This window comes from Halobellus clavatus (assembly GCF_900107195.1).
In the GTDB taxonomy this organism is placed as follows: Archaea; Halobacteriota; Halobacteria; order Halobacteriales; family Haloferacaceae; genus Haloquadratum; species Haloquadratum clavatum.
Genome location: NZ_FNPB01000001.1, coordinates 415,282 through 427,920 on the forward strand (window position 1 = coordinate 415,282; position 12,639 = coordinate 427,920).

The following is a 12,639-nucleotide window of genomic DNA, read 5'->3' on the forward strand; positions in this document are numbered from 1 at the left end:
CTACAAACGTTGCGTCTCCCGCCCCGTCGTGGACTTTTCACGCGCGTCGCTGGTCGTCCCCCTCGGGGCCCGGGTCGTCGGCATCGCTGTCCGCAGTAACCGTCTCGTGGAGCAGCGAGAGCGCCCGCCTGGCAATCTGCTCTTTGATCTGCGTCCGGGAGCCGTCGAACTCGAACCGCGCGACGCGGGTGTATGAGTCACCGGTTCCCCACTCGCCGCGGGAGGCGAGGCCGATGTAGACCGTCCCGACGGGTTTCTCGGGCGTACCGCCGTCGGGACCGGCGATTCCCGTGGTCGCGAGTCCCCAGTCGGTGCCGGAGCCGTCCCGGACGCCCGCGGCCATCTCGGCAGCGACGGGCTCTGAGACCGCCCCCTGGTCGTCGAGTGACTCGCGAGTGACCCCGAGTTCGGTCAGTTTCGCGTCGTAGGAGTACGTCACGAGCGAGCGATCGAAGTAGTCCGAGGAACCGGGGACGTCGGTGAGGAGCGATCCGATCAGTCCGCCGGTACACGACTCGGCGACGGCGACGGTCGCGCCCGCCTCGCGCAGGGCGTCGCCGACGCGCGCTTCGATCGGCGGATCGGAAGCGAACTCGCGCATATCGATCCCGACGGCGCGGATCGGTATAGTACGTATGGGGCGCGGTCGGTCAGTGCGGGGGGATCGGCCCAGTGTGAGTTCGCCTGCGATCCGGGCGACGAAAGACACACTTGCTCGGCCGTCGTGGCCCGAGACGATGACAGAGACGGACGAGGCGTACGACGAACCGCTCTTTTTCCGCGTCATCCAGTACGCCGAGAACGCCGACCGCGACGTCGTCGATATGGTCTCGGGCAACCCCGACTGGGAACCGCCGGCCGCGCTCCGTGACGGATTGAGGGACTACGCCGGGGCCGATCCGCCCGAGTTCCAGTACCAGGCGAGCGAGGGACTCGGCGAACTCCGCGAGGAGATCGCCGCGCGGCGGAACGTCGATAGCTCGCGCCTCGTCGCCACCAACGGGGCGGGCGAGGCCAACTACCTCGCGATGGCGGCGGCCATGGAACGCGGAGCGGGAACGGAGTTTCTGCTCACCGACCCCGTGTACCCGTATTACCCGGGCAAGGCGACGATGCTCGGCGGGAGCGTCACGCGCGTTCCCGTTCACGAAGACGGCCACGTCGACGTCGCGGGGATGCGAGCGGCCGCATCCGAGGACACTGGAGCGATCGTCCTCAATACGCCGAACAACCCCACGGGAGCCGTGTACGACATCGACGCGGTCGCGGCGCTCGCGGACGTCGCTGCCGAGGTGGACGCCTTGCTCGTCGTCGACGAGGTGTACGACCACTTCGACTTCACCGGGCGATTCGAGAGCGCGCTCACGCTCGATCGCGACCACGTCGTCGTCACCTCGTCGTTCTCGAAGTCGATGGGAATCACCGGATTTCGGGTCGGCTATGCTGTCTTCCCGGACGACCTGGTCGACGCGGCGCGCACCCGACATATGCTCGTCAACGTGACCGGAAGCCGTCCGGCGCAGACCGCCGTCGCGCACGCGCTGCGGGAGACGCCCCCGTCGTACTACGAGTCGATTCGCGACACGATCCGCGAGCGGATCGACGCGCTCACGGCGGCACTCGATGCCATCGGAGCGGACTACACCACCCCCGAGGGAGCCTTCTACGTGCTCGCGCGCTTCGCGGACTTCCCCGGGACGATGGCGAACGCCGAGCGACTGATCGACGAGGCGGGTGTCGCAGGGATGCCCGGTGAGACCTTCGGCGACGCGTACGACGACTGGATCCGGTTCTCGCTCTGTACCGACCGCGTCGACGAGGCGGCCGCCCGGCTGACGGCGTACTTCGAGGGGTCCTAAGGCCGTCGACGCGGCGAACACGGGCGTGCGAACTGTTCTCGACTAGCGCGGAGTTTATGTGTGTCAGCGGTCAAACGGAGTGTGGGTACCGATACCGTACCCATCCGGTCACACTGGACGCTGACCACGTCCGACACCGCCGGATCCTGACCACGGTCGGGGGCGGCGTGTTGTCTCCAGACCACTCGCGGTGAAGGCTCGTCCCCGACCGACCGCAACGACCCCAGAGCGACTGCGCTCTCCTGCCGACCGGGAAGTACACAAGTCCCCGACGCGTCGTGCCGCGTATGTCGAGTATCGACGTCGACGCGGTCGACGAAGCCGAGAGTGACGACGAGTCCGATGGCAGCAGCGAGAGCCACGATCACACCGTCGACGTCGAGGCGGTCGATCGGGTCGAGACGGACGACGTCGCGGGACTGCCCGACGAGATCGACGCCCCCGAGTACATCCTCTACGGCGGGAAGGGTGGCGTTGGGAAGACGACGATGGCGGCCGCGACGGGGCTGGCGTCCGCGGCGGCCGGGACCGCAACGCTCGTCGTGTCCACCGACCCGGCGCACTCGCTGTCGGATACCCTCGACGTGGACGTGCCTGCCGAACCGACGCGCATCCGCGAAGACGTCCCCCTGTACGCGGCCGAGATCGATCCGGACTCGGTCGTCGCCGGCCCGTTCGGGGGTGACAGCCCCGCCGCCGGCTCCGCGGGTGGCGGGGACCCCGGGGCGAGCGGCTTCGAGGAGGATGCAGCCGTCGAGGACAACCCCTTCACCGGGGACGACGCGGTGGGGGCCGCGGGCCCGGGCGCGGCGGGCGAGTCGCCGTTCGGCGACCTCGGCGGGATGGAGGACCTCCTCGGCGGTGCGATGGGTCCCGGTTCGATGCCCGGGGCTGACGAGGCCGCGGCGATGCAGCAACTGCTCGAATATCTCGACGACCCGCGCTTCGACCGGGTCGTCGTCGACACGGCCCCGACGGGACACACGCTCAGGCTGTTGGAACTCCCCGAGATGATGGACTCGATGCTCGGGCGCATCGCGAAGATGCGACAGCAGTTCTCGGGGATGATGGAGGGCGTCAAGGGGATGTTCGGGATGGGATCGGACGATCCGACGCCGGATATCGACCTCGACGAACTCCGCGAACGGATCGAGCGCCTGCGGGCGGTGCTCAGAGACCCCACGAAGACCGACTTCCGCGTCGTGATGATCCCCGAGGAGATGAGCGTCGTCGAGACGGAACGGCTCGTCGACCGTCTCGACGGCTACGGGATTCCGGTCCAGACGCTCGTCGTCAACCGCGTGATGCAGGACCTCGCCGACGTGACGAGCGCCGACGTCGACGAACGCTGGGTCGTCGCCCCCGATTTAGAGCACTGTGAGTTCTGCCAGCGCCGCTGGCAGGTCCAGCAGGACGCGATCCAGCGCGCGACCGACCTCTTCCGGGGACGGTCGGTAAAGCGCGTGCCGCTGCTCGCCGAGGAGGTCCGCGGGGAGCAGGCGCTCCGCGTCGTTGCCAACTGTCTGGGGTAGGCGTCCCGACCGCCGGAAGGAACTCGGCCTCGCTCAGAGTTTCCGAAGGTACCGGTAGGCCGTGTCGAACCACCGGGCCGGGAGGTGCCGTGCCAGTGTCGCGATCCGCGCGGCCGTCCCGGGCTGGTAACGCGCCCGCGGCTTCGTCGAGGAGGCGGCGTCGACGATGTCCTCGGCGACGCGCTCGGGCGGGATCGCTCCGAGGCCGTCGCCGCCGATCAGTTGGGTGTCGTCGAACAGTTCGTAGAACGACTCGTACGCGCCGGAACGCTCGACGCCGGTGAACTGAGAGCCGTCTCCGTCGTCGCCGCCCTCGTCGCCGTGGACCTCGCGGTCGACGCGATCGGAGAAGTTCGTCTCGACGGGGCCGGGCTCGATCACGGCGACGTCGATGCCGTACTCGTCGACCTCGTTGCGGAGCGCGTCGCTCATCGCCTCGAGCGCGAACTTCGAGCCGGCGTAGACGCCGCCGCCGGGGAAGGAGATCCGCCCGGCCGCACTGGAGACGTTCACGATGGTCCCGTCCTCCTGCTCACGTATGTGTGGCAGGACGGCGCGGATCAGCCGGTGCGGGCCGTAGACGTTCACGTCGAACTGCCGGTGGACCTTGTCGGTCGGCACGTCTTCGAGCGGGCCCATCTGTCCGAACCCGGCGTTGTTGACCAGACAGGAGATGTGCCCCTCCTCGTCGATGATTCGGTCGACCACGCGGTCGACGTCGTCCTGATCGGTGACGTCGAGCGTCGCGATGCGACAGCCCTTCTCGCCGAGCGTCTCGATGTCTGCGGGGTTGCGCGCCGTCGCGTACACGGACCAATCTTCCTCGAGGAACTCGAGTGCCGCGGCGCGACCGATCCCGGACGAACAGCCGGTGATGAGGACCGTCTTCGGATGCACGCCCGGAGTGACGACCCACGCGGAGGTAAATCCCCGGTTCGTCGCCGCCGTGGGGAGAACTGTTCCCCTGCGGCCACACGCTTAACTTTCTGCCCGGGTAGGTCGGAGTATGCAGTTCGACCGACGTGCCGGTGTTTTTCTCCACGTGACGTCGCTTCCCGGCCCGCACGGGATCGGCGATCTGGGGCAGAACGCGCGGCGCTTTCTCGACTGGCTCGCCGACGCGGAGCAGTCGTACTGGCAGTTCTGCCCACTCGGGCCGACGGCCCCGGTTCACGGCGATTCACCGTATCAGGCCTACTCCGCGTTCGCGGGAAACCCGCTGCTGGTGAATCTCGAGCGACTCGTCGATGCCGGGTATCTCGACCGCGAGGACCTCGAACCGATTCCCGACTTCTCCGACCACGACGTCGAGTACGATCGGGTCCGCGAGTACAAGACCGAGCGCCTCCGGACGGCGGCCGAGCGGTTCCACGCCGACGCCGACACGGCCGAGCGGGACGCGTTCGAGGCCTTCCGTGAACGCGAGTCGACGTGGCTCGACGACTACGCGCTGTTTATGGCGCTGCGGACGCGCTACGACGGCGCCTGGACCGACTGGCCCGAACCGGTTCGGACACGCGACCCCGACGCCATCGCGGAGCACCGCGAGTCCCTCGCTGACGAGATTGCCTACCGGACGTTCGTCCAGTTCGTCTTCGATCGGCAGTGGCGCGCCGTCCGCGAGTACGCCCACGAGCGCGGGATCGACCTCGTCGGCGACCTCCCGATCTACGTCGCGCTCGACAGCGCCGACGTGTGGGCGAACCCCGAGGCGTTCGACCTGACCGACGACGGACGGCCCGCGACCGTCGCCGGCGTTCCACCGAACCCGGGTGACGACGGCCAGCGCTGGGGGAACCCGGTCTACGACTGGGAGTCACTCCGCGCCGACGACTACGGCTGGTGGGTCGCGCGGCTGGAGCGGCTGTTCGACCTCGCCGACGTCACGCGGATCGACCACTTCAAAGGCTTCGACGAGTTCTGGGCAATCCCCACCGACGCGGACGCGCCGGCCGAGGGCGAGTGGCGCGACGCGCCCGGTCACGACTTCTTCGAGACGCTGGCGGGCCGGTTCGGCGACCTCCCCTTCATCGTCGAAGACCTCGGCTTCGTGGACCAGGGGCTCGTCGACCTCCGTGATCGGTTCGGCTTCCCATCGATGCGTGTGCCCCACTACGCCGATTGGTGTCAGCAGGGGGATATGTACCAGCCGATGCACTACCCCGACAACAGCGTCGGCTACACCGCCACCCACGATACGGACACGGTCGTCGGGTACTACGAGTCGCTCTCGGCCGAGCAGCGGAGTTGTCTGGAGTACAACATCGGCGCGGACGGCTCGGAGATCAACTGGTCGCTGATCGAGGCGGTCTGGCGCTCTGACGCCGTCCTCGCGTTCACGACGCTGCAGGACGTCCTGGGGCTCGATAGTCACGCCCGATTCAACGAGCCCGGGACCACCCACGGCAACTGGACGTGGCGCGCCACCGCCGCGGCGTTCGACGACGACCTCGCCGACCGACTCGCCCGAGTCACCGACGAACACATCCGGAACTGACGGCGATCGATCGCTGGCGGACAGTCGGCACTCTCGACCTGCGACCGCTTCCCGCGTCGACGTGCCGAACAACCGCGGACGACGCGGGGGCAACGCTCAGCGCATACCGCGGCTGGCCGCGGCATCTGTGATAAACCTTCGTCAGTCGGTACGGTTCTACCGCCTTGATCTTGGTCCGACGTTGCTCCGATAGCCGCCGGGCCAGCATCGAAACCCCGATACGCACCGCTTCCCTTCCTCCGTCGATGACCGATCCGTCGACGACGTTCGAGTCCGGTGCGCTTCCGCTCTCGGAGATCCCCGGGCCGTTCGATCTGCAGGCGACGCTGGAGAGCGGACAGTCGTACCTCTGGGACCGTGCCGACGACCGGATGTACGAGTCGATGGACGTCCACGGCGGCGACGCGTGGTACGAGACGGTCGTGCCGCCGATCGAGGGCGTCACCGACGAGGACGTCGTCGTCCGCGTCCGCCAGCGCGACGGCGCCATCGAGTGGGAGGCGACGACCGATCCGGTCCCGCTCCTGACGCATCTGCTCCGACTGGACGACGACCTCGACGCGATCTACGAAGCGACGCCCGACGACGACCTCATCGAGCGGGCCTACGACGCCTACCGCGGAATGCGACTGGTCCGCGACCCGCCGTTCCCGTGTCTCGTCTCGTTCATCTGCTCGGCGCAGATGCGCGTCTCCCGCATCCACGGGATGCAACTCGCACTCGCGCGGGAGTTCGGCACGGCCTACACCGTCGGCGGCGAGACGTTCCGGGCGTTTCCCCGCCCGGACCAACTGGCCGCCCGGACCGAGGGCGAGCTCCGAGAGCTCAAACTCGGGTACCGGGCGCCGTACGTCCAGCGGACCGCCGAGATGGTCGCCGACGGCGAAGCCCACCCGCGCGAGGCAGTCGGCCTGCCGTACGAGGAGGCCCGCGAGTCGCTGACGCGGTTCGTCGGCGTCGGCGACAAGGTGGCGGACTGCGTCCTCCTGTTCTCGCTCGGCTACCTCCAGGCGGTGCCGCTCGACACCTGGATCCGGAGTGCGATCGCCGAGCACTACCCCGAGTGCGATCGCGGCAACTACGCGAAGACGTCCCGGGCACTCCGCGAGCGACTCGGCGGCGAGTACGCCGGCTACGCTCAGACGTACCTTTTCTATTACCTCCGAGCACGCGGCGAATAGCGCCGAGTGCCCCTCACAGCGGCGAACCTTTGATGCCGCCGGCGATGCTACTGTCTAGTATGGACTGCAGAGTCGTCGTCGAGGCCGCCATCCCGGTGTACGACGTGACGACGCCCGACGAGGCGATCCGCATCGCCATCTCGAAGACGGGCGAGATGCTGAACCCCGATCTGAGTTACGTCGAGATTTCGATGGGGTCGCGGACGTCGCCCGCCGGTGAAGAACTCCCACCGGCGTTCATCGCCGCCGACGAGGCGCTCGTCGCCCTCGAACTGGAGATGACGGTCTTCAACGTGGAGCAACAGGAGCACGCCACTCGCATCGCTCGCAAAGAGATCGGCCAGCGCCTCGAGAACGTCCCGCTGAAGGTCCTGACCGTCGAGGAGATCGACGAAGACGACGACACCGAGTCGGACGCCGAGGACGACACGTCGACCCAGGCCGAGGACGACACGGACGCCGACGCGGACGACAGGTCAGACGACGACCTCATCCCGGAGTTCGACGACCTTGTCGAAGACGGATAGACGGGACGCGACTGCGCTCGCGGCCCTCACGCTCACGGGCGGCCAGTGGACAGACATTTTCTTTTGTGCACTTATCCGCACGATCCGGATCTAAAATCGCGAAGTGAACCGATACAATGGTGTATCAGGAGCCGACAGGTGTCGGTATGTCCCAATCGACGCTGTACGAGCGGCTTGGTGGACACGACGGGATCCGTGCGGTTGTCGACGACTTCTACGACCGACTGCTCGAAGACGACTTGGTGGGTCCGCTGTTCGAGGACGCCGACCTCGAGCGCCTCAGAAAGACGCAGACGGACTTCCTGTGCGAGGCGGCCGGTGGGCCCGAAACCTACGATGCGGCCCCCGTCGAAGAGGCACACAGCCACGTCCCGTTCACCGAAGCGCACATCGAGCGCGCGGTCGAGCACCTGCAGGACAGTCTCGACGCGTACGACGTCCCCGAGTCGGACGCGCAGGCTGTCGTCGGGGCCGTCGCGTCGTATCGCGCGGAGTTACTCGCGAACGGAGACGACGACTGACCGGCGGCGCGCCGGGAGAGACACGATCAGCGCCGGGCGGCGAGGGCGCGGCCGCACGGGGTGTCGACGGCGCTGTCGCTCGGACGAGAGAGAGTGATAGAGAAGTGGCGAAGCCGTCGGAATCAGTCGGCAGCGGCAGCGACGCGGTCCTGTTCGACTTCGTCCATCGAGGACGTGATTCCTTTGACCAGTTTAAAAACCGCAGCCTTGTGATCTGTCTTCGACTTGTGAATCGATGTCGGTCGGACGCCGAGTTCGTTGTATGCTTCGAGCGAGACTTCTTCGTCTTCCCACGATTCGACCTGGGTATGTACCTCTGCAAGCAGGCCGTGAAGGTGGATGAGCTCCTGCTTCTTCATGAGCAACCAAGGCTTGAGACCGGAAGGATATATTATTATCCTGAGTCTCGTTAACATACTACTGTGCGATTCGGGGCCGAAAGGGCCGCATTCGGCCGATTTACTGTTTTCAATGATGAAGGATGTACGCCGTCCGCGATGTTTACCCACGGGGCGCTCGCGAGTATATGAACGCTTTACATCACGCATCCCCTTGCCTCGAATATGGACTACCAGGACCAACTCGATCGAGCACTCGAGCAGTCCCCGGACATCGCGGAGGGTGGCGAACGGTTCGAGGTCCCGGATCCCGACGTCCGGCCCGAGGGTAACGTCACCGTCTGGGAGAACTTCGAGGCGACCTACGACCGACTCGCGCGTGACCCGGATCATCTGGTCCGATTTATGCAGTCTGAACTCGGCACGAGCGCGCAGATCGACGACCGCGGCCGCGCGCGATTCACTGGCGATTTCAAACAGCGGCGCGTCGAAAGCGCGCTCGAGACCTACGTCGACGACTTCGTCACCTGCAGCGAGTGCGCTTCGCCGGACACGCGGCTCGTCGAGGAGCGGGGAACGACCGTTCTGAAGTGCGACGCCTGCGGCGCGCTCTCGTCGGTCCCGGATCTCTGAGACCGTTTCGGCTCTCCGAACTGTCCGCTCGAATCAGTGAGAGAGGCATCCGCACGAGAAACAACGGCGGTGTCGCTACTCGAACTGCTTGACTGCGTCGAGGTCGCGTTCAGTCCGCATAAATTCCGCGAGCCGGCGGGTCGCCCCACAGGCGGAGCACGTGAAGTTCTCGCGGTGGCCGGGCAGCGCAGTCGGTTGCGCCTCCCAGTCTTTGCCACATTCAGGACACAGTAGCCGCACAAACGCTTCGACCATAGCCGAGCAGACTCTCGGTACGTCAATAAAGGTTGGTGAGTGGACGACGGCACCCGCTCGGTCCCCTCCCAGAAAACCGAGTTACGCGACCGCGCCGGCCTCGTCAGGATCTTCGACTTCGAGCAGTTCCTTGTATCGGTTCCGGATGGTGACTTCCGAGACGTCGGCCACCTCGCTCACCTCGCTCTGGGTCACCTTCTCGTTGGTGAGCAGCGCCGCCGCGTAGACCGCGGCCGCGGCGAGGCCGACCGGCGACTTCCCGGAGTGGATGGCCGCGCGCTTGGCCTTCCGGAGCAGTTCGCGAGCCGTCCGCTCGGCCTCGTCGGAGAGGTCGAGATCGGACGCAAACCGCGGCACGTACTGCTCGGGGTCCGCGGGCTCGACCTCCAGTTTGAGTTCGCGAACGACGTAGCGGTACGTCCGGGTCAGTTCCATCTTGTCGACGCGGGAGACGCGCTCGATCTCGTCGAGCGAGCGCGGGGTCCCCGCCTGGCGTGCGGCCGCGTACAGCGACGCGGTCGCGACGCCCTCGATAGAGCGGCCGGGGAGCAGGTCCTCGTCGAGCGCGCGGCGGTAGATGACCGAGGCGGTCTCGCGGACGTTCTCCGGGAGGCCGAGGGCCGAGGCCATCCGGTCGATCTCCCCGAGCGCCTGCTTGAGGTTTCGCTCCTTCGAGTCGCGGGTGCGGAAGCGCTCGTTCCAGGTCCGCAGCCGCTGCATCTGCTCTCGCTGCCGCGACGAGAGGGAGTTGCCGTAGGCGTCTTTGTTCTGCCAACCGATGTTGGTCGACAGCCCCTTGTCGTGCATCAGGTTCGTCGTCGGCGCGCCGACGCGGGATTTGCGGTCCCGCTCGGCGCTGTCGAAGGCGCGCCACTCGGGGCCACGGTCGATCGAGTCCTCGTCGACGACCAGCCCACAGTCCGCACAGACCGTCTCGCCGCGGGCCTCGTCGCTGATGAGCGGGCCGCTGCACTCGGGACAGACCTGTTGCTCGTCCTCAGTTTGCTCGGAGGCTCGCTCGTCCGTCTGTTGGTTCTCCGGTTGGGATTCGGTGCGTTCTGCTACGTGGTCTCGGGTGCGTGTGTCACTCATAACTGGGAGGGGTTCGTCCGTAACCGGGAGCAGAAAGAGAGAGCCCGGCCCGAACTGACCTTACTACGTGTAAGGACCTCGCATATTTAAACGTTTTGTTCGGCTAAAGTGCCGTCATACACGATCTTTACCGCTATATGCGGCTGTATCGCGCTATCGCTGTCGGGTGTCGAGCGAGTTTCGTACGTATATATACGTTCCGTACAGAATCGGCCGTGCAAACGAGCCACGAGGTCGCGAATCGGCCCCCGTCTCCGAGCGGCCTATTCCTCGGTGTCGAACAGGTCCCACCGGTCGACGATCAGGCCGTCGACGCCGGCCGCGACGAGGTCTGTCGCGACGCCTGCGTCGGCGATGGTCCAGACGTTGACTTCGAGGCCAGCGGCGTGCGCCGCATCGACGATGTCGGTACTGAAGACCAGACGGGCCGCCGGATGAACCGCCCCACAGCCCAGATTCGTCGCGATCGACACTGCGAGGTCGGGTTCGTCGAAGAAGAGGTATCCCAGTTCCGCCGTCGGAATCGGGGCTCGGAGTTCGCGAAGCGCGTCGACGTCGAACGACGAGAACAGCAGGTCGTTTTCGACCCTCTCGACCGTCGAGGCGAGTTCGGCGGCCATCCCGTCGTGCTTGAGTTCGACGTTGACCGCGGTGTCGTCGGGAACGGCGTCCAGGAACGGCCCGAGTTGCGGGATCGGCTCCCCGGAGTCGCCGACTGTCAGCGTCCGCAGCGTCGCCCAGTCCGTCTCGGTGACCGGGCCGGAGGCGTCCGTCAGCCGGTTGAGGTCGTCGTCGTGAAAGACGACGAGTTCCCCCGACCCGCACCGCTGGACGTCGATCTCGATCATCTCGACGTGCGGTGCGGCGCGGGTCGCCGACAGCACCGTGTTCTCGGGATACTGCGCGGCACAGCCGCGGTGGGCGATCAGCGTGACATCGCCGGCGGCAGGGTCGTCCGTCACCGCGTCCTCGGTCGGCGATCCGTCGGTCGTGCCCATCTGTTCACCCCGTTGGCTCGGCTTCGGGAGCGAGCCCTTCGGAACTGGCGGGCTCGTGCGACTGTTCCGCCCGACCGTTCGGGTCGGCCTTCGGCCGTGCCGAGTGATACAGCGTCTCGCCAGTATCGGCAGCGAACAGGTGGAGCCGCTCCCGATCGAATCCGAGCGTCACCGACTCACCGACGGCGACCTGGCTTCGGGGTTCGACTTTCACCTGGATCTCTGCGCTGCCGACGCGGCAGTGCAGCAACAACTGTTCGCCGAGTGGTTCGGTCACGGTCACTTCGGCCGTGAACGTCGCTGCACCGTCGGGGAGCGACGACGCGAGCGCGATGTCTTCCGGACGGACCCCGAAAGAGACCGTCCGATCGTCGGCTCCGAGCGCCGCTCTATCGGTCGTCCCAGGGAGTTCGACGGTGAACCCTTCGTGGGCGGCGGTGAGCCCGTGGCCGGTCGCGCGCAGTTCCACCGGGAGGACGTTCATCGCCGGTTCGCCGATGAACTCGGCGACGAAGCGGTTTTCCGGGAAGTCATACAGTTCCTGCGGCGAGGCGACCTGCTGGAGTTGTCCGTCGTTCAGTACCGCGACGCGGTCGCCGAGCGTCATCGCCTCCGTCTGGTCGTGGGTCACGTAGACCGTCGTGGTCTCGAGTTGCCGGTGCAGTTTGAGCAGTTCCGCGCGCATCTGTACCCGGAGTTTCGCGTCGAGGTTCGACAGCGGTTCGTCTAACAGGAACACCTGCGGTTCGCGGACGAGTGCTCGACCGATGGCGACGCGCTGGCGCTCGCCGCCGGAGAGTTCTTTTGGCTTCCGTTCGAGCAACTCCTCGATACCGAGCGTCTCGGCGGCGTCGGCGACGCGCCGTTCGATCTCCTCGGCCGAGAAGTCGCTCACCGAACGCATCCCGAACGACATATTCTCCGCGGCGGTCATATGCGGGTAGAGCGCGTAGTTCTGGAACACCATCGCGATCTCCCGGTTCTTCGGAGAGACGTCGTTCACGACGCTGTCACCGATCTCGATCGTCCCGTCGGTGGCGTCTTCGAGGCCGGCGATCGTCCGGAGCGTCGTCGACTTCCCGCAGCCGGATGGACCGACTAAGACGAGGAACTCGCCGTCGTGAATCCGGAGATCGATCCCGTCCACCGCGAGAACGTCGTCGGTGTATCGCTTCGTCAGGTCTCGGAGCTGTATGTCGGCCATAG

The 12,639-nt window shown here is 66.6% G+C and carries 14 protein-coding genes; 7 read left to right on the forward strand and 7 right to left on the reverse strand.

The annotated features are described in order from the left end of the window. Positions 1-37: 37 nt before the first annotated feature. Complete coding sequence (locus BLU74_RS02075) at positions 38-601, reverse strand: CinA family protein (RefSeq protein WP_089764603.1); 564 nt, start codon at positions 599-601, stop codon at positions 38-40. A 136-nt stretch (positions 602-737) separates the two neighbouring features. Here BLU74_RS02075 and BLU74_RS02080 point away from each other — a divergent pair, with 136 nt between their 5' ends. Together BLU74_RS02080 and BLU74_RS02085 are read left to right on the forward strand one after the other, a co-directional pair. Then, positions 738-1,859, forward strand: a complete 1,122-nt coding sequence (locus BLU74_RS02080; protein WP_089764606.1) for a pyridoxal phosphate-dependent aminotransferase — start codon at positions 738-740, stop codon at positions 1,857-1,859. A 287-nt stretch (positions 1,860-2,146) separates the two neighbouring features. Then, positions 2,147-3,391, forward strand: coding sequence for an ArsA family ATPase (locus BLU74_RS02085; protein ID WP_089764609.1), 1,245 nt, complete (start codon positions 2,147-2,149; stop codon positions 3,389-3,391). Positions 3,392-3,424: 33 nt separating this feature from the next. Here BLU74_RS02085 and BLU74_RS02090 read toward each other — a convergent pair whose 3' ends face one another. After that, a complete protein-coding gene (locus BLU74_RS02090) occupies positions 3,425-4,288 on the reverse strand; it encodes an SDR family oxidoreductase (RefSeq protein ID WP_089764611.1) in 864 nt (287 codons plus the stop codon). A gap of 109 nt (positions 4,289-4,397) precedes the next feature. Here BLU74_RS02090 and malQ point away from each other — a divergent pair, with 109 nt between their 5' ends. The 4 genes from malQ to BLU74_RS02110 all read left to right on the forward strand — a co-directional run bounded on the left by malQ (position 4,398) and on the right by BLU74_RS02110 (position 8,117). Next, complete coding sequence (gene malQ / locus BLU74_RS02095; protein ID WP_089764613.1) at positions 4,398-5,888, forward strand: 4-alpha-glucanotransferase; 1,491 nt, start codon at positions 4,398-4,400, stop codon at positions 5,886-5,888. A 245-nt stretch (positions 5,889-6,133) separates the two neighbouring features. Next, the gene (locus BLU74_RS02100; protein ID WP_089764615.1) at positions 6,134-7,069 is read left to right on the forward strand and encodes a DNA-3-methyladenine glycosylase family protein; all 936 of its coding nucleotides are present in this window, start codon (positions 6,134-6,136) and stop codon (positions 7,067-7,069) included. A 59-nt stretch (positions 7,070-7,128) separates the two neighbouring features. Further along, positions 7,129-7,596 carry a DUF555 domain-containing protein gene (locus tag BLU74_RS02105; protein WP_089764617.1) on the forward strand — a complete coding sequence of 156 codons (468 nt, stop codon included), beginning with the start codon at positions 7,129-7,131 and terminating at the stop codon, positions 7,594-7,596. A gap of 146 nt (positions 7,597-7,742) precedes the next feature. Next, positions 7,743-8,117, forward strand: coding sequence for a group I truncated hemoglobin (locus BLU74_RS02110; protein ID WP_089764619.1), 375 nt, complete (start codon positions 7,743-7,745; stop codon positions 8,115-8,117). Positions 8,118-8,239: 122 nt separating this feature from the next. On the opposite strand, the gene BLU74_RS02115 is transcribed toward BLU74_RS02110, so the two are convergent. Next, entirely contained in the window at positions 8,240-8,476 is a 237-nt protein-coding gene (locus tag BLU74_RS02115; protein WP_089764622.1) for a UPF0058 family protein, read from the reverse strand. 204 nt (positions 8,477-8,680) lie between these two features. Here BLU74_RS02115 and BLU74_RS02120 point away from each other — a divergent pair, with 204 nt between their 5' ends. Next, positions 8,681-9,088, forward strand: coding sequence for a translation initiation factor IF-2 subunit beta (locus BLU74_RS02120; protein WP_089764624.1), 408 nt, complete (start codon positions 8,681-8,683; stop codon positions 9,086-9,088). 75 nt (positions 9,089-9,163) lie between these two features. Here the strand turns inward: BLU74_RS02120 and BLU74_RS02125 are convergent, their stop codons facing one another. The 4 genes from BLU74_RS02125 to BLU74_RS02140 form a co-directional block, all read right to left on the reverse strand. Further along, positions 9,164-9,343, reverse strand: a complete 180-nt coding sequence (locus BLU74_RS02125; protein WP_089764627.1) for a DUF7836 family putative zinc-binding protein — start codon at positions 9,341-9,343, stop codon at positions 9,164-9,166. A gap of 81 nt (positions 9,344-9,424) precedes the next feature. Then, the gene (locus BLU74_RS02130) at positions 9,425-10,435 is read right to left on the reverse strand and encodes a transcription initiation factor IIB (protein WP_089764630.1); all 1,011 of its coding nucleotides are present in this window, start codon (positions 10,433-10,435) and stop codon (positions 9,425-9,427) included. A 263-nt stretch (positions 10,436-10,698) separates the two neighbouring features. Beyond that, positions 10,699-11,433, reverse strand: a complete 735-nt coding sequence (locus BLU74_RS02135) for a glycerophosphodiester phosphodiesterase (RefSeq protein WP_089764632.1) — start codon at positions 11,431-11,433, stop codon at positions 10,699-10,701. Positions 11,434-11,437: 4 nt separating this feature from the next. After that, a complete protein-coding gene (locus BLU74_RS02140; RefSeq protein ID WP_089764634.1) occupies positions 11,438-12,637 on the reverse strand; it encodes an ABC transporter ATP-binding protein in 1,200 nt (399 codons plus the stop codon). Positions 12,638-12,639 lie beyond the last annotated feature (2 nt).